Source organism: Mucilaginibacter sediminis (assembly GCF_051903035.1).
GTDB lineage: Bacteria > Bacteroidota > Bacteroidia > Sphingobacteriales > Sphingobacteriaceae > Mucilaginibacter.
This window is the reverse complement of sequence record NZ_CP170602.1, coordinates 1,445,948-1,463,579: the sequence shown is the minus strand read 5'-3', so window position 1 is coordinate 1,463,579 and position 17,632 is coordinate 1,445,948. Positions and strand designations below refer to the sequence as shown.

Genomic DNA, 17,632 nt, shown 5'->3' with positions numbered 1-17,632 from the left:
GCTGACATAAGGCTGTCAAAATCGGCCCGGATATTTGGGGCACAATAGATAAAAAATCACCAAACAACTATATATACAATGAAATATTTACTTTTTACGGCCACATTTTTGGGAGCCATAGCCCTTAAAAGCTATGCCCAGGAAACGCCACCTAATAATCAAACTTTTAATTTCAGCGTGCAGGACTGTGTTAATTATGCTTATGAGCACCAGAATACCGTAGTTAATGCCGGTCTTGATGTTAAAAGTGCCGAATATAAAATTAAGGAAACAACAGGCACAGGCTTGCCACAGATAAATGGTAGCGCATCGTTTACTGATTACCTTAAGGTTCCAACAAGTTTATTGCCAGGCGAGTTTTTTGGAGCGCCGGGTACATTTATCCCGGTGAAATTCGGTGTAAAGTACAATTCAAACCTGGGGTTGAGTTTAACACAAAAAATATTCGACGGCAGTTATTTTGTAGGTTTAAAAGCATCAAAAACCTATAAGGAATTATCTGAGCGCAGCTACACGCGAACCAAAATTGCCGCCAATATAGCTGTAACAAAGGCTTATTACCAGGTTTTGGTTAGCGATGAACAAATTAAGCTTTATGATGCCAATATTGCACAACTAAAACAACAGGTTGATCAAACCGTGGCGCAAAACAAACAGGGCTTTGTTGAACTCATTGATGTTGACCGTATAACTGTTCAATACAATAACCTGGTAACTAATCGCGAAAATGTGGTACGCTCGCTTGCACTGAATTATCAGATGTTAAAATTTCAGATGGGTATGCCAATTGAATATAACTTAACGCTTAAAGATAAACTGGTTGATATTAAATTAGATAATAACGTGGCAGAGTTAGGTACCGATACTGCCTTTTACCATAAGCGCATTGAGTATGCTTTACAGGAAACTGATAAGAAAGTAAATGAATTGCTGCTCCAAAATAAAAAGGCAGCTTATTTACCGACGTTGAATTTTAACGGCAATTATGCGGCATCATACCAGGATAATAGTTTTGGAAATTTATATAAAAATTCTTTTCCATCGAGCTATATAGGCCTTTCATTAAACGTGCCTATTTTTAGCAGTGGCCAACGGAGTAATCAGGTAAAAGAAGCCAAAATTTCGTTAATGCAATCACAAAACAACCTGGTAGATCTAAAAAATTCGCTGAACCTGAATGCCAGGGTGGCCTCTGTCGCTTACATTAATGGTTTACAATCGTTAAATAACCAAAAAGCCAATCGGGAACTGGCGCAGGAAGTTTTAAGGGTATCAAAAATAAAATATCAGCAGGGAGTAGGCTCAAGTATTGAGGTTACACAGGCACAAACCGCACTTGAAGATGCCGATAACAAATACATTCAGGGGTTATATGATGCACTGGTAAGTAAAGTTGATCTTGACCAGGCCTACGGACGAATTCAATAAAACAAAAACTAAACTCACTATATAAAAACGACATGAAAAAAATATTATACATACCGGCAGCTTTGATTCTTTTGGTGGCTGCCTGCACAAGCAAACCAAAAGATAAAAAAACGGAACTTGCCGACCTTAAAAAACAGCAGGCCGACTTAAACGCCAAGATTACCAAGCTACAAGCTGAGGTTGGCACAACAGATTCGGCTAAGACCACTGACGTAAGTACTGTGGTGTTACAGCCGTCAACTTTTACCAACTATGTACAGATACAGGGTAAAATTGATGCGCAGGATAACGTAGTAGCTTATCCGCAGGCATCGGCTATTATCACTGGTTTGTATGTAAAGGCAGGCGATCACGTACACAAAGGTCAGGTGCTGGCACAACTTGACAATAACGTTCTATTACAAAATATTGCGCAAACTGAAGCACAGGTTAACCTGAACCAAACACTGTATAATCGCCAAAAAAATCTGTGGGACCAAAAAATTGGCACCGAGGTTCAGTTTTTGCAGGCGCAAACTACGCTGCAAGCCAGTAAAAGGGCTTTGGCCGGGCTAAAACAACAGGCAAGTTTGTATAAGATTATATCGCCGATAAACGGAACGGTCGACCAAATGGACCTGAAACTTGGCCAGGCAATTAGCCCTGCCAACCCGGTTGGTATCCGTATTGTTAATGCCGATGCTTTAAAAGTTAAGGCGGATGTACCTGAATCATATTCGGGTAGTGTTAATACCGGTAACGAAGTTAAAATTTTAGTACCCGATGCAAACGATTCTTTGGTAACCAAGGTAACATTTGCTGCAAAGGTTATCGATCCAACATCACGCAGCTTTGGGGTAGAGGTTAAACTACCAGTACGCAAAACTTTACGCCCCAATATGACGGCCATTATACAAATCGCTAACTACACCAGGTCGAATACAATTGCAGTACCTGTAAAAGCCATTCAAAAATCGGAATCGGGCGATTATGTTTTTCTTAATCAAAATGGCATCGCCAAAAAGGTAAATGTTAAATCGGGGGCAACCTACGGTGGCCAAACGGAAATATTATCAGGATTAAAAGCCGGCGATATATTAGTTACCGAAGGCGCTACCGAAATTGAGGATGGTGATAAAATTAAGGTTTTAGAATCAGCGAAATAATTTATTAAACACTTGATCTGTCAATTATGAAAGATTCAACTAAAGAATTTGGACCCTCAAGCTGGGCCATCGACAATAAAACGGCCATATATGTACTCATATTTTTGGTTACCGTATTAGGTTTGGTAAGTTATAACAACTTGCCTAAAGAAAACTTTCCTGATATAGCACAATCGAAGGTGTTTGTTTCGACTGCATTTATTGGTCAATCGCCTCAAAACGTGGAAAACCTGGTAACACGCCAGATTGAAAAAAAGTTAAAATCGTTAAAAGGGCTTAAAAAGGTAACCTCAAACTCGGCCCAAAACATATCTTTAATAACAGCTGAGTTTAATGCTAACATCGATATCCGGGATGCCAAAATTGATGTTAAAGAGGCTGTTGATAAAGCAAAGCCGGATTTGCCGCAAAATGATAACAACCTTAAGGAATCGACCATAAGCGATATCAATGTGGCCGATCTTCCGATCCTGTACATCAATATATCAGGTAACTACGACTTGAAAAAACTAAAGGAGTACGCTGATAACTTAAAAGACGACATTGAAAGTTATAAGGAAATTTCAAAAGTTGATGAAGTAGGCGCATTAACGCCCGAGATACAGGTTAACGTGGATATGAATAAGATGACGGCAGCACAGATCAGCTTTAGCGATATCACGCAGGCTATCGGGAACGAAAATATTCTCGCATCAGTAGGTAATGTTACTACCGATGGTGTGCGCCGCAGTATCGATATCAAACAGGATTTTAAGGATGCCGATCAGGTAGCGGCTATGGCTATCCGTAACCCCAAAGGGCAGGCAGTTTATTTGCGTGATATTGCCGAGATAAAGGATTCGTTTTTGGAGCAGGAAAGTTTTGCCCGCTTAAAAACCAATGATAACGCCAACTTTAAAAATGTAATTACATTAAACGTAAGTAAAAGAGCAGGCGAAAACCTGATCCAGGCATCAGATAAGATCAATGAACTTATTAAACAAAAGCAAAAAACAGTTTTCCCTAAAGGCTTGAATATTACGGTAACTGGTGATCAGTCGGACAAAACCCGTACAACACTTAACGACCTGATAAATACAATAGTAATTGGTTTTATCCTGGTAACGGTTATCCTAATGTTTTTCATGGGTACTACCAATGCCATATTTGTAGCTTTATCGGTGCCGCTATCATGCTTTATAGCTTTTCTGATAATGCCCTGGATAGGTTTTACGCTTAACATGATTGTACTGTTCTCATTCCTGCTGGCCTTAGGTATAGTGGTGGATGATGCCATTGTGGTTATTGAAAATACACACCGCATATTTGCCAATGGAAAGGTACCCATTAAGCAGGCCGCCAAAATAGCTGCGGGCGAGGTGTTTTTGCCAGTATTCTCGGGTACCATGACCACGCTTGCCCCATTTGTACCGTTGGCATTCTGGAATAGTTTGATTGGACATTTTATGTTCTTCTTACCTATCACCCTAATTATAACCTTGCTGGCGTCACTGGTTGTTGCTTATATTATCAACCCGGTTTTCGCAGTTGATTTCATGAAACCTCATTTTGATGGTGAGCACGATCATCCCAAATTTGACCGTAAGGTAAAGCGAGCAATGATATACCTGCTTATTGCCACAGTTGTTGGTTACTTGATAAACTTTGGCATAGGTAATTTTATGGTGCTGATAATAGCGCTGTATCTTTTAAATCACTTTGTGCTGTTAAAGGTTATAGACAGGTTTCAGAAAAACGCATGGCCGCGTTTTCAGCAATGGTATGCCAAATGGCTCGAGAAAGCAGTACACTTTCCTAAAACCATGTTGTTTGGTACTATGGGTTTATTTGTTTTTGCCATAGTTTTAATGAGCTTAATTGGTAAAACACCCGAGTTTTTCCCTTCTGGCGATCCTAACTTTGCTTATGTGTACATTACCATGCCGATAGGTACCGACCAGACTTATACAAACGAAGTGACCAAAAAGCTGGAGAAACGAGTGGCCGAAGTGGTTGAACCGGATAAAGACATTGTATCGTCGGTTATTTCAAACGTTACCAAAGGAGTTACAGATCCTACTGATGAAGATCAGGGAGACTATGAAAATAAAGGCAAAGTAACGGTTGCATTTGTTGAATTTGGCAAGCGTAATGGTAAAGATACCAAAGCGGTTTTAAAAAGAATCCGCGAAGCAGTTCAAGGTGTGCCAGGGGCTAAAATATCAGTAACACAGGAAAATAGCGGTCCGCCGGTACAGAAGGATATCAGTATTGAAATAATCGGTGATAACCTTGATTCCTTGGTTAAAACAGGTGATCGTTTGAAAAACTATTTGGTTAAACAAAATATCGCCGGTATCGAAAATTTAACTGCCGATGTGCAAAGTGATAAACCTACCATTGTTTTTGATGTTGACCGTGAGCGTGCTAACCGGGAAGGTATATCTTCTGGTACCATTACCCAAAATTTGGCTACCGCAATATTAGGTGCCAAAGCCGCTGATTTTAGGAATACCAAGGAAGATGATTACCAGATAAAGGTGCGTGCATTGCAGAGTCAGCGAGGGGATATCGACGCCCTTAAAAACCTTAAGGTTACTTATCGTGACATGGCAACGGGTGGTTCTATTCGCCAGGTACCCATTTCTGCATTTACTGATGTGCGGTATACAACTACCTACAGTAACATTAAACGTAAACAACAAAGGCGTGTGCTAACATTAGGATCAAACGTAATAAAACCATTTAATCCCAACGATGTTAACGCAAACATTAAATTGGCCATCAATAACTTTAAAGCGCCCGACAATGTATCTATAAGAATGGGTGGTGGACAGGAAGACCAGATGGAAGCAATGACCTTTCTGTTATCTGCACTTGGTGTATCATTTGGTTTGATATTGGTTATTTTAATGATCCAATTTAACTCTATTGGTAAAACATTTATCATTATCAGCGAGATCTTCTTTAGTATCATTGGGGTACTGCTGGGGGTAACCATATTCCACATGACGATGTCAATAGTAATGACAGGTATTGGTATCATAGCACTTGCCGGTGTGGTTGTCCGAAACGGAATCCTGCTGGTAGAATTTACCGATATGCTGATAGAACAAGGTGCAAGCGTTCACGATGCCGTAGTTGAAGCGGGCCATACCCGTATGACGCCGGTATTGTTAACCGCTACTGCAGCTATATTAGGTTTGATACCATTAGCTGTAGGTTTTAATATCGACTTTGTAGGCTTGTTCACCCACTTTGCACCACACATTCACTTTGGTGGCGATAACGTAGCCTTCTGGGGACCATTAGCCTGGACAATGATCTTCGGCCTTGGTTTTGCTACCATCATCACCCTGATCCTGGTGCCATGTATGTACCTTATACGTTACAACCTGAAAGCACGGCTTTTTGGTAAAAAGGAAGAAAAACATGTACCGGTTTTAGAAGCAGAAGAAGTTTAACTTTTTAAACTACAAAGAATAATGGCCGCCCTGAATTTATCGGGGCGGCTTTTTTGTTGTGGAATAATTTTGACTGTGCTGGTTGCCTTTTATAATTCCGGTATTTAATTATTGATTTATATGTTTTATACAGAACATAATAAGCAATGCTTGGTTTAAATGGTATAATAAGCACTAATATGGAACTCAAAATAACACATCCTTTTTGGCAGGTTATGGGGTTGGGCGCTTTGGCCGGTATGCGGTCAACATCGGCACCGGTTATTGCCAGTCATATTTTAAGTCATCATCAAACCAAACGACTTGATCATTCCCCGTTAAAATTTATGCAATCCAGGAATGTCGCGTTGGCACTGAAAATATTAGCCGTAGGCGAGATCATCGGCGATAAACTGCCCTCGGCAAAAGACCGGATTAAACCGGTTTCGGTTGTGTTCAGGATGATGTCTGGAGCGCTTGCCGGTGCAAGTATATATAAAGCAACAGGGGGCAACCCGGCTGCCGGCGCTTTAATTGGCGGCGCGGCGGCTTTTGCATCAACATTTGGCAGTTTTTGGTTACGTAAAGATGCTGTAAAAGCCAGCAATGTAACCGACCCGTTTGTTGGCGCTATTGAAGATGCCCTGGTAATTGGCAGTGGTATTGAATTTTCAAATGCAGCTTAAGCTTCGGCTTTGGGCTGCAAATATTTTTCAAGGTTACTAACCTCGTTCCTGATTCTTGGTAAACTGCCAGGGTAGTTTTGCTGTATAAAGCCTACCAGGTTTTCGCGGACGTAGCAGCGCAGGTCAAACGCTTCTGATGAGTTGCGGGCACTCATGAGTACCCGTACCTCGATGTTGTTTTCTTTGGTATCCGTTACCTGTACCACCTGCACTTTTTTATCCCACAGCGGGCTTAAATTAATCAGCCGCTCAAACTCCGCACGGATAGCATCCAGCGGAATGGTATAATCCACATACAAAAACACGGTACCCAAAATTTCGGATGATGTCCGTGTCCAGTTTTGAAAGGGCTTGGTGATAAAGTAATTGATGGGGAGTATCAATCTTCGTTTGTCCCAGATGTTTAGTACTACATAGGTTAAGGTAATCTCTTCCACGCGCCCCCATTCGCCTTCAACAACCAGCACATCATCAATACGGATAGGCTGGGTAAACGCTATCTGGAAACCGGCCAGCAGGTTACCCAATGAGGTTTGCGCCGCAAAGCCCACAATAATACCGCCTATACCAACACCAGTTAGTAAACCTGTACCAATTTTGCGCATGCTGTCAAAACTAAGCAGGATGATGGCGATGGTTACAAACACAATAAGTACCACCAGAAATTTACGGATAAACTGAATTTGCGTACGCACCTTACGTTCAACCAGGTTATCGGCTTTATTAAGGTCGTAAGTGTGGTAAATATAATCTTCAAGTACGCTTATAGAGCGCACCAGGATGCCCGCGAATGATATGGTAAGGCAAATCTCAATTGTTTTATCAAGCGGACTAAGGTAGGCTTTATCCATCCGCATTAGCGGGATAAACAGGTTGAACAGGAACAAAGGAATAAAGTAGGTTATGGCCTTACCCAGGTTTACGATGACAGATCTGAAGAAAGAATAATCCGTAGCTTCTTTTTTTGCATAAACTTTAAATAATCGTGTAACTGCAACCTTTATGAGCAAACCTATCAGGATAGCTGTTACCATTATAATAAGGTTCCATAGGATGGCGGGGATTTGTTTAGAAAATTCAAGCAGATCAGGGGGCAGTCTGTTAACAATATTCATGCTTAATAATGTTAGTTAATTACTATCATAAATACTACGAATGTAAAATTGTTTTAACAACACGTAATGAAAGGGGACTTGGTACAGTTATGTATAGATTTTTTGATAGATTTGTTTAAAAAGTCAGGAATTTAGTTTTTATGCTGACTGGGATTTAATAATTGATACGGCAATGGCTACAACCCACGACCATCAGGATATAAAAAGGGAAAAGATATTAGAGGCATCGTACGAGCGTTTTTTACATTATGGTTATTCAAAAACCACGATGAATGAAATAGCCGGCGATCTTTCAATGTCAAAAGCACTGCTATATTATTACTTTCCGGATAAAAGCCAGCTATATATGGCCGTAATGCGAAAACTGGCTGTAGACTACCTGAAAAAACTGGAAGAAAAGGCTGATACATTCGGCAGCCTTAAAGAAGCTTTTGTGTTTCAGATAAACACCCATCACGATTTTATAGTAAGTAATTATAACTTTTTTGATTTTTTTAGGCTTAACGAGCAAAATTTGCCCGATACCATCTGGGAAATTGTTGAACAGGTGCACAAAGCCGAGCTTGCACTATTGGGCAACGCCGTTAAAAGCGAAATAGAAAAGGGCTGCATAAGCCCGATAGAAAAACCAGAGGAATTGGTAGACCTTTTATTGGATGCCATGCATGGCATCAGGGTAGGGGCCGTATCTCAAAAGAAAACCAGTTTCCCCCGCAAGGAGCACCTTGAAGAAATCAGGACCAAGAAGCTTTTGCTTACCGATATATTTATTAAGGGTTTGATGTATTGCTAACACTATAGGTTAAGTTAAGTACCGATTGGTATAATACCGGTTAGTATATATGTCAGTATCCCGTAAAAATGAATCAGTTGCTCCACACAATCTGTATATTATAGATACCTTTGTTTAAACATTCAATTCATAGGCTTTGTAAAAGCATCTATCTATTAATTGTTTATAACTTCCTATTTAATAAGAGGTGATTGTTTTAGAGTGATTTAGCCGGATGAAGATTTATTTTTCATCCGGCTTTTTGCCTCTTACCCTCCGGCGTTCTGTACACTGTTAAATGATTTGCATTAAAGGGCTAAAAATGACTAACATCAATATTGTGTTTTTTAGTAAAACTTAGTTAGCATTTCTCATTTACCCCCTTTTTGTTTTAAAACCCTTTGTCATTAAATTAATGCATCATATTCTGTTAGTTATGTTTTGTTTCGCCATTATGGATCAATTGATGCTGAAGCAGTACAACCGACCGCCCTTCAACCTGTATCGTTTCTTCTGCTTTAAATACTCCCTTTACTTTCTCGTTTGCCTTTTTATGTGTGTCAATCAAAAGCTCCCAACTGGCCGCATATTCGGCAGTTGGCAGTTTGTAGTTTAATGGTTCACTATGGGCGTTAAAGATAATGTAAAAGCTATCGTCTATTATCTTATTACCTTCAGCGTTAACGCTATGTAACCCTAAGCCGTTTAAAAAAACAGCAACTGATTTTGCAAAATCATGGTTCCAGTTATCTTCGCTCATTTCCGATCCACCCGGTAAAAACCAGGCGATATCGGCTACACCGCTTTTTTTTTCTACTTCGCCCTTAAACCAGTTCTTGCGTGAAAATGCCGCATGTTCTTTTCGCAATTTAATCAGCCTGCTCGTAAAGCCCATCAGATCTTTATCCATTGTGTCCCAGTTGATCCAGGATAATTCGTTGTCCTGGCAATAAGTATTGTTGTTGCCATTTTGGGTGCGGCTCATCTCATCGCCGGCAACAAGCATCGGTACTCCTTGCGATAGGAACAGGGTTGTTAGGAAATTTCGTTTTTGTTTTTCGCGCAATTCATTAATGGCTTCATCGTTAGTTGGGCCTTCAACACCGCAGTTCCAGGAGCGGTTGTGGCTTTCGCCATCGTTGTTATCTTCTCCGTTGGCTTCGTTATGTTTTTCGTTGTAGGTTACCAGGTCGTTCAGGGTAAAGCCATCATGGGCGGTTACAAAGTTGATGCTGGCTGTTGGCCTGCGGTATGATTTGTAAAGATCGGAACTGCCGGTAATCCTGTCGCCAAACTCGGCCAATGAACTTTCGGTACCGCTCCAGAAATCACGGATACAGTCGCGATATTTGCCGTTCCATTCGGCCCATCCCGGCGGAAACTTGCCTACCTGGTAGCCGCCTTCGCCAATATCCCACGGTTCGGCAATCAATTTTACCTGCGATATACAGGGGTCCTGGTGAATAATATCAAAAAAAGCGCTTAGCCGGTTTACCTCGTGCAGTTCGCGCGCCAGTGTAGCGGCGAGGTCAAACCTGAAACCGTCAACGTGCATTTCCAATATCCAGTAACGCAGGCTATCCATCATCAGGCGTAATACGTTGGGCAAATTGGCGTTTAGCGTGTTCCCTGTGCCTGTATAATCCATATAATACCGGTTATCCTCGGTCAGGCGATAGTAACAACAATTATCAATGCCGCGGAACGATAGGGTAGGCCCCATCTCGCTGCCTTCGCCGGTATGGTTATACACTACGTCAAGTATCACTTCAATGCCTGCCTTATGCAGCTCTTTTACCATGGTTTTAAATTCGGTTACCTGCTCGCCGAGCACACCGCTTGATGAGTAACGGGCATCGGGCGCAAAAAAGCCGATGGTATTATAGCCCCAATAGTTGGTTAAGCCTTTTTCAACCAGGTGCCTGTCATTTAAAAAATGATGGATAGGCATCAGTTCGATAGCGGTTACGCCAAGCGCTTTTAAATATTTGATAGTTACCGGATGACCGATGGCGGCATAGGTGCCCCTTATCTCTTTCGGAATATCGGGATGCATATTGGTGAAACCTTTAACGTGGGCTTCATATATCACCGAGTTAAAGTACTCGATACAAGGAGCAGCATCGCCCTCCCAATCAAAATTATGATCAACAACCACCGATTTGGGTACAAAGGCCGCGTTATCGGTTTCACTAAAACTCAAATCTTTTTCATCGCTGCCTATTTGGTAGCCAAAAAGGGAATCGTCCCAGTTAATGGTACCCGATATGGCTTTAGCGTAGGGATCAAGCAAAAGCTTGTTGGGGTTAAACCGATGGCCGTTCTCGGGATCATAGGGGCCGCTTACACGGTAACCGTAAAGCTGACCGGGTTTTAAACCGGGAATATAGATATGCCAGATGAGTTCGGAATATTCGGTAACCGGGATCCTTTCTGTTTCTACTTCATCTTCGGGGCTGTGAAACAAACAAAGGTCAACGCCGGTAGCGTTCTCGGAGTATAGTGTAAAGTTTACGCCCTTACCATCCCATGTTGCGCCAAGTGGGAATGATTTACCAGGGTATGTTGTTATTTTCATAGGGGATGAGGTGCTTATCAAAAACTTAAATTATCAGCTATTTAAGGAAAAAGCGTTGGATTTGTTTGATCGTTATTTTTTTATTACCTGGTAACTGATAACCACATTGTAAAAAAATGAACACATTGGTTGCTTTGGGTTTAAAATTGTTAATTTATAATTGATGGTTGTAAATTAACTTATGTAGCTTTGTATATCTATTATAATAAACCTATGAGTAAAAAAATATTTGTTGTTGAAGACGATGCAGATCTGTCTGACGCGATACAGATGATCCTGCATGACGAGGGCTACCGTACCGTTGCTTCGTTGGATAAAAACTCAATAAAAGGGGTTATATTACACATGCCAGATATGGTGTTGGTTGATTATAAGCTTAAAGATGGCTTTGGGAGCGAACTTTGCGTTGCTATCAAAAAACATCCGTTAACCTATCATATACCTGTAATATTGATTTCCGGTTACCCTGATTTGGCCGATATTGCTAAGGCATGCGGTGCCGACGCCTGGCTGAGTAAACCATTTGAACTGGCCGATCTTACCCGCTTGGTTGACCATTATTTGAAACGTGCAGCTTAACTAATAGTTAATTATTTTTTTTGTTTTGTAAACCAGAAAATGTTAAGCGGCCTGTATCTGGTGGCCCTGTTGATGGCAGTTATCGGCAAATTGTAAACATTAAATAAACTGTATCTGACGTTATTTCGCCGGCCCTAAATCCCTTATTTGCCTATCCTGTAACTTTGCAAAAAATATAACCATGCAGGTTGCGCCTATCATGGCGAACAACATATCTGATTGTGTATCCCAGATATCGCCTTGCGTACCTAAAAATGAATCGCCGGATGAGCCTGAAGCCACGGATACAAACCACTCTAAAAACTCATATAACACACTGATAGTGGTACAAACGCAAACCGTCAGTACGGCCAGCCAGCAGCGTTTTTGGATAATATTTTTCCTGATGAATAATTCGCGGGTTATCAGGGCAGGTACAAAGCCCTGGGTAAAATGGCCAACTTTATCGTAGTTATTACGTGCCTGGTGAAAAAACTCTTTTACCCAATCAAACAACGGCACCAGCGCATATGTATAATGGCCTCCTATAAATAATACATAACAATGTGCCAGTATCATAATGTAAGTAAAATAACTGAACCTGAATTTGTTGAATGTTAAAACCAGGGCAATAAAACCTAAAATTGCCGGAAAAACTTCCAATATCCAGGTGAAATAGTCATGCGGGTATATGCCCGAACCTATTAAGCCGGCAAAAAACAAGAACACTAACAGGTAGTATTTTTTCATGTTACAATATGGGCATTAATTTCGGATAGTCGCAACCTGCCCGATAATTTGTCGCGCCGGTACTGCTTGATAAAGGGATATAGGTGTTAAATTTGAATCATAAACCTGGTGAAGATGAAAGACAATAACAACGACAATCCATTGCATAAACTTTCGAACCCGGCACGGCGCGCCTTAGCCAACGCCGGAATAACGGATATAAACCAGTTATCTGCGTGGCACGAAGCTGATTTTATGAAACTACACGGTACAGGCAAAAAAGGCCTTCAAATACTTAAAGCATTAATGGCCGAAAGGAATATTGCGTTTAGGCAAGCGTAAATTGCGCTATCAGCTTAAGTTAACATCGGGCGTTCCGGCTGCTTTTCGTTTCGATCTGATCTTCAATAGCTGATATAAAACGCCGATTACAAATACGGCAACAAGCGTCATCAAGCCCATTTTAGCTACCGGATCATTAGGGTCTGCGGCCAGCGGATGACTGATGGGTAACCTGGTTAAGGTTTCGATAGTTGCCGGTATCATGGAAAAAAATAGGGTGAGCGACATGATGAAAACCTGTACGTATTCGGCCGATTTCCCCAAAAAGCTAATTGATTTGGCGTAAATGCCTAAAGGTAAAACTGCTAAAACGAGAACAGCCAGGGCATGGCCCGCAGTAAAGTGCCCGGTTTTCATGATGGGCAAAGCTGTAAGGCAACCGATGATTGTGAAAATGATATACAATTTACCCGGACCGCTTTTAGGATCGATTTTTCCCTGGCGAAACAAGGCATAAAGGGCAACAAGTACGGCGAGAATACTGATAGCAGTGTGGAAAATTCCGAGTGGAGATAGGTGATTAGGCATGATGTGATGTTTTAAGGGTAAGCTGCAATGTATTTAAAACAACCGGTAGTACAACCGGTTGTTCTAAGCTACATAAAACCGTTTATATTTGCAAGCCGCTATAAAACAAGTGTTTATTTTAATGCTTTGGCTATAGCTTCTTCGGTAACCTTTGCCATAATTTTATAACCTGCTGCATTGGGATGTACACCATCGGTTGTTAATTCGGCTTTTTGCCCATTGCGCTCATCAGCCAGTGGCGAAAAGTAGTCGAGCAAGGTAAAGTTATTAGCTTCGGCATACGCCTTAATTTCGTTATTTAAGCTGATGATCTTATCGGCCGGCTTAAGGCCTTTACGCCATGGATAATCAAATACCGGGAGGTATTGACAAAGGATTACTTTGATACCATGCAGCTTAGCTAATTCGGCCATCGAACGTACATTATCCATGATAGTTTGGTTACTCACATGCCCGGTATTGGCGGCAATATCGTTGCTGCCGGCCAGTATAATAACCGCTTTGGCTTTCAAATCAATTACATCCTGCCTGAAACGGATTAACAACTGCGGCGAAATCTGTCCGGAAATACCGCGGTCGAGATATGGACGGCCGGCAAAGAATTCGGGCACTCTGGCTTTCCAGAACTCAAATATCGAACTGCCTAAAAACACCACGCGCTTTTCGCCGGGCTTAGGTTCGCCTATCTGCTGGTTTTCTTTTTTATAGTGCGATAGGGCAGCCCAATCATCTTTAAAATCTTCTTTTGCCGTATCGGGTATGCTTTGCTGGCCATACAGATTTACAGCAAAACACAAGGATAAAGCCAGGAAAAAAGTGCGTTTCATAATTGGTTTTTTTGGCTCAAACAAAAATAGCAGAATTCTCCGCCCTACAATTTTGCAGGCGGTATTTAGGGCGGATTAGTTAAATATCGTCAAATTCTTCCCAGTTATTTTTCTTATTAATTTATTTAGATTAATTTATAGTTATGAAACCTTTATGTTTTTTTCTTGTTATCATTTTATATCTATTAACTATATGAAAACTTTTAACGAACATGAATCTGTGATCTATACCGATCCTGACGGCAATAAGATTGATACATTTGTGATATATGATACTGACAAAACTACAGGTCTTACACACATCAATCATATGAACTTGAGGGTGCCAACTGATAGTTTGCAACTACGCCCTGCGTCCATTGCCAAATGGAATTTACCAATGCAGGATGCTTTCAGTTTCCAGATATTTAAAAAACTGAAAGAGAAATACCAGGAACCTGCTATTCCAATTGTAAAGCGTACATTAACTGCCGAGCCTGGCTATAAGCTGGCGAACGCTTCTTAAATAATTAAAACAAAATATCATTCAATAAAAAACTCCGCCCTCTGATTACGAGGGCACTGAAAAAGTGGCTATTTATTAAAAGGGGCTGTTTTCGATATTGAAAACAGCCCCTTTTTCTTTGGCGGTGGTGGAGGGTGTTTTCGTATGGACGATTCTCAAGGCGTCCATTTTACTTATCTAATCCTCTTTTAAGTCTTAAGACCTTTTTCAGTGCCCTCCTGATTACCAGGCGGAGTTTTTTTACGATATGGGCGGCGGCTTTATTAATTTGTTGCGCCGCCATTTACCAGCAGGTGCTGTCCATTAACAAATGACGACAGATCGCTTGCAAAAAATTCGGCAGCGTTGGCCACATCTTCAACTTCGGCCAGGCGGCCCATGGGGCAGCTATCAAGCAATTGTTTCCTTAATTCAGGATAACTACCGGCTTCGGCAAATATCCCCGAATGATCAACCGCAAAAGGGATAATAGAGTTTACAGTAATTCCTTTATGACCTATCTCTTTTGATAATATATCAACCAGGTAACGTGGCGTTGTTTTGCTGCCGCCATAAACAGCCATCCCTGGCACCGGAAATGATGTTGTGCTGGATGCTATGTAAATGATACGGCCGTTATCCTCTACATTTTTGGCTGCCTGTTGCATTGTAAAGTAAGTTCCTTTAGTGTTAATGGAAAATACCCTGTCAAACTGTTCTTCGGTAAAATCAACTACCGGAGTTTCTACAAGCTCGATACCTGCGTTGGCCACTACAATATCTATTTTACCGAATGCCTTTTTAGCTTCGGCAAACAATCTTTCAATATCAGCCACTTTGCTTACATCGGCTTGTACAGCTATAACCTTTGCGCCCATGGCGGCTATATTACTAACCACTTCTTCTGCCGATGCCTTGTCCCGCGAATAATTGATTACAATATCGGCCCCTAACGCCGCGTAGCGCTCAGCTATCGCCTTACCTAATCCACGTGCCGATCCTGTTATTAATGCTACCTTATTATTTAATGAGTTCATGATTTCTATGTTTTGCTATTTGATATTTTTGTCTTTAATTCTCGATTCTAACCTCTTAACTCTGCTTTAAGCCATCGCGCCATTTGCGCCAATGTTTTGCGCACTTATCCATTTGGCGTCGTCGCTGGCCAGGAATACTACTATTTTGGCAATATCTTCAGGCTCGCCGATACGGTTAAAGGCCGAGAGTGATGCCAGCCGGTCAATTACTTCCTGTGGTTTGCCCTTGGTAAACAATTCGGTATTGGTAGGGCCCGGAGATACGGAGTTTACATTGATGCCCCTTGCGCCAACCTCTTTGCTAAATACACGGGTTAGTTGCTCAACTGCTGCTTTGGTGGCAACATAAGTACCATAAGTTGGCATCATTACCCGGGTAGTAGTTGACGAGAAATTTATAATACTGCCGTTATCGGCCAGCTTGGTTGCTGCCTGGCGCATAGTATTAAACGTGCCGCGTACATTGATGTCAAACTGGCGGGTAAAATCCTCGTCGGTAGTATCTTTCAGGAGTTTGGTTATCATGATGCCGGCGTTGTTTACCAATACGTCAATTTTGCCATAGTGTGCAATGGCGGCATCAAACATGGCGGCTACTTCATCGGCTTTGCTTACATCGGCTTGCAGGGCTATAGCATCGCCACCGGCTGCTTTAATGGAGTTTACGGTTTGAGCGGCTGCTTCAAATCCGCCGGCGTAATTAATAATTACTTTTGCCCCGGCTTGTGCCAGTTTGTGGGCTACTGCTGCACCAATGCCTCTTGAGGCCCCGGTTATTAAAATTACTTTTTCTGCTAATGTGTTCATGGCTTCCTTGTTATTTTATGTTGATGTCTTGTTTGTTTCGACATAACAAAGGTGAGGTTTGAGGGTACCTCAAATGATACACATATTAAAGCATTACATATAAATATCTAAGATGTAGCGGCTATGTGCTGTTTCCTGAATAAGACCGGCGACAGACCCGTATGTTTTTTAAAGTAATTGCTAAAATGGGTCGACTCGGAAAAGCCCAACCTGTAGGCAATCTCCTTAATAGCTATAGTTGAGTTTTGCAGCAATGCCCTGGCTTCCGATATGGTTTTTTCCGTTATCCAGGTGCCAATGGGCTTACCGGTTTTTATTTTGATAACGTTGCTCAGGTAATTAGGGTGCAGGCTTTGGGCATCGGCATAATCCTGTACCCGGTATGCTTTTTCAATTAAGCCATTACCCAGGTCGCGGTAATGTTTTTCCAGCATTCGTTTAAACTCTTTTACAATTTGCGAACTGCGGTTGCCTTCATAAATGGGGTTATAGTCCTTCCAAAAGTATTCCTTTATCTTTAACAACAGTACCACAAACAGGTTCCCGATGATACGGTTACGATAAGCACTGTGATTTTGATATTCCTTATTTATCAGCAGGTACAGCTGCTCAAACTCCGAAAATGCATCTGATGACAAAACGCGGGGCTGAACCGTTTCGGCAAGCAGGAACGGAAACTCTTCAAAAATATCCTTGTGAACATTCTCTTTCAGGAATGATTCGCTAAGCGTAATCAGGTATATTTCTTCTATCTTATGCCAGTTATATGATTTATAATGCCCCGGATTTGTAAAATATATAGTTCCGGGTACAGTATCAAACACCAGTTCATCGGTTGTATACCTGCCATATCCGTTTTTTACAAATACAAACGAGAAAAAGTTAGGCCTGAAAATGAGCGATTGATAGGGGAGGATAGCATGCACATCCTTCAGGTTATGAATAGCAAAATCGGTTTTTTCATCAATACCATCCGCAGGCAATCCAAAATGTATGTATTGCTCTTTAAGATTGTTAAAAATTAGTTTTTCCTCGTCTTTCATAGTCAGCTACCTGCATCTAAGTTAATGTAATCGATTTATCTAACAGTCTGTGTTTTTGCAGCTAAATTTTTTGCTAAACATAATTTAAAGTTTATGTAAAATGATTGTTATAATTTATTACATTGTACTTA

Annotated in this window: 16 protein-coding genes; 8 read left to right on the top strand and 8 right to left on the bottom strand. The window is 41.3% G+C overall.

The genetic code is table 11. The annotated features are described in order from the left end of the window. Nucleotides 1–78: 78 nt before the first annotated feature. The 4 genes from ACFGVS_RS05665 to ACFGVS_RS05650 all read left to right on the top strand — a co-directional run bounded on the left by ACFGVS_RS05665 (nt 79) and on the right by ACFGVS_RS05650 (nt 6,681). Entirely contained in the window at nt 79–1,428 is a 1,350-nt protein-coding gene (locus ACFGVS_RS05665) for a TolC family protein (RefSeq protein ID WP_439697816.1), read from the top strand. 32 nt (nt 1,429–1,460) lie between these two features. Continuing rightward, nucleotides 1,461–2,573, top strand: coding sequence for an efflux RND transporter periplasmic adaptor subunit (locus tag ACFGVS_RS05660; protein ID WP_439697815.1), 1,113 nt, complete (start codon nt 1,461–1,463; stop codon nt 2,571–2,573). A 26-nt stretch (nt 2,574–2,599) separates the two neighbouring features. Then, nucleotides 2,600–6,016, top strand: a complete 3,417-nt coding sequence (locus ACFGVS_RS05655) for an efflux RND transporter permease subunit (protein ID WP_090652666.1) — start codon at nt 2,600–2,602, stop codon at nt 6,014–6,016. A gap of 179 nt (nt 6,017–6,195) precedes the next feature. Then, on the top strand, nt 6,196–6,681 hold the full coding sequence (locus tag ACFGVS_RS05650; RefSeq protein WP_274213631.1) for a DUF4126 family protein: 486 nt from the start codon (nt 6,196–6,198) through the stop codon (nt 6,679–6,681). Here ACFGVS_RS05650 and ACFGVS_RS05645 read toward each other — a convergent pair. Further along, the gene (locus ACFGVS_RS05645; RefSeq protein WP_274213630.1) at nt 6,678–7,796 is read right to left on the bottom strand and encodes a mechanosensitive ion channel family protein; all 1,119 of its coding nucleotides are present in this window, start codon (nt 7,794–7,796) and stop codon (nt 6,678–6,680) included. The two genes, ACFGVS_RS05650 and ACFGVS_RS05645, sit on opposite strands and share 4 nt — an antisense overlap. A 172-nt stretch (nt 7,797–7,968) precedes the next feature. Here ACFGVS_RS05645 and ACFGVS_RS05640 point away from each other — a divergent pair, with 172 nt between their 5' ends. After that, nucleotides 7,969–8,589, top strand: a complete 621-nt coding sequence (locus ACFGVS_RS05640) for a TetR/AcrR family transcriptional regulator (protein ID WP_090652663.1) — start codon at nt 7,969–7,971, stop codon at nt 8,587–8,589. A 409-nt stretch (nt 8,590–8,998) separates the two neighbouring features. Here ACFGVS_RS05640 and glgX read toward each other — a convergent pair whose 3' ends face one another. Beyond that, nucleotides 8,999–11,146, bottom strand: coding sequence for a glycogen debranching protein GlgX (gene glgX, locus ACFGVS_RS05635; protein WP_439697814.1), 2,148 nt, complete (start codon nt 11,144–11,146; stop codon nt 8,999–9,001). Between the two features lie 213 nt (nt 11,147–11,359). Between glgX and ACFGVS_RS05630 the strand changes: the two genes are divergently transcribed. Beyond that, on the top strand, nt 11,360–11,725 hold the full coding sequence (locus ACFGVS_RS05630; protein ID WP_090652661.1) for a response regulator: 366 nt from the start codon (nt 11,360–11,362) through the stop codon (nt 11,723–11,725). A 120-nt stretch (nt 11,726–11,845) separates the two neighbouring features. Here ACFGVS_RS05630 and ACFGVS_RS05625 read toward each other — a convergent pair whose 3' ends face one another. After that, nucleotides 11,846–12,454 carry a DUF2238 domain-containing protein gene (locus ACFGVS_RS05625; RefSeq protein WP_439697813.1) on the bottom strand — a complete coding sequence of 203 codons (609 nt, stop codon included), beginning with the start codon at nt 12,452–12,454 and terminating at the stop codon, nt 11,846–11,848. Between the two features lie 114 nt (nt 12,455–12,568). Here ACFGVS_RS05625 and ACFGVS_RS05620 point away from each other — a divergent pair, with 114 nt between their 5' ends. Then, nucleotides 12,569–12,775, top strand: a complete 207-nt coding sequence (locus tag ACFGVS_RS05620) for a hypothetical protein (RefSeq protein ID WP_274213627.1) — start codon at nt 12,569–12,571, stop codon at nt 12,773–12,775. 9 nt (nt 12,776–12,784) lie between these two features. Here the strand turns inward: ACFGVS_RS05620 and ACFGVS_RS05615 are convergent, their stop codons facing one another. Both ACFGVS_RS05615 and ACFGVS_RS05610 read right to left on the bottom strand, forming a co-directional pair. Beyond that, on the bottom strand, nt 12,785–13,303 hold the full coding sequence (locus ACFGVS_RS05615) for a hypothetical protein (protein WP_439697812.1): 519 nt from the start codon (nt 13,301–13,303) through the stop codon (nt 12,785–12,787). 113 nt (nt 13,304–13,416) lie between these two features. After that, entirely contained in the window at nt 13,417–14,130 is a 714-nt protein-coding gene (locus ACFGVS_RS05610; RefSeq protein ID WP_274213625.1) for an SGNH/GDSL hydrolase family protein, read from the bottom strand. Nucleotides 14,131–14,323: 193 nt separating this feature from the next. Between ACFGVS_RS05610 and ACFGVS_RS05605 the strand changes: the two genes are divergently transcribed. Next, a complete protein-coding gene (locus ACFGVS_RS05605; RefSeq protein ID WP_439697811.1) occupies nt 14,324–14,635 on the top strand; it encodes a hypothetical protein in 312 nt (103 codons plus the stop codon). A 263-nt stretch (nt 14,636–14,898) separates the two neighbouring features. Here ACFGVS_RS05605 and ACFGVS_RS05600 read toward each other — a convergent pair whose 3' ends face one another. The 3 genes from ACFGVS_RS05600 to ACFGVS_RS05590 all read right to left on the bottom strand — a co-directional run bounded on the left by ACFGVS_RS05600 (nt 14,899) and on the right by ACFGVS_RS05590 (nt 17,501). Continuing rightward, the gene (locus ACFGVS_RS05600) at nt 14,899–15,651 is read right to left on the bottom strand and encodes a glucose 1-dehydrogenase (RefSeq protein WP_274213623.1); all 753 of its coding nucleotides are present in this window, start codon (nt 15,649–15,651) and stop codon (nt 14,899–14,901) included. A gap of 66 nt (nt 15,652–15,717) precedes the next feature. Then, complete coding sequence (locus ACFGVS_RS05595; protein ID WP_439697810.1) at nt 15,718–16,458, bottom strand: SDR family oxidoreductase; 741 nt, start codon at nt 16,456–16,458, stop codon at nt 15,718–15,720. A gap of 107 nt (nt 16,459–16,565) precedes the next feature. Beyond that, nucleotides 16,566–17,501 (bottom strand): helix-turn-helix domain-containing protein, encoded by a 936-nt coding sequence (locus ACFGVS_RS05590; protein WP_439697809.1) that lies wholly within the window; start codon nt 17,499–17,501, stop codon nt 16,566–16,568. Nucleotides 17,502–17,632 lie beyond the last annotated feature (131 nt).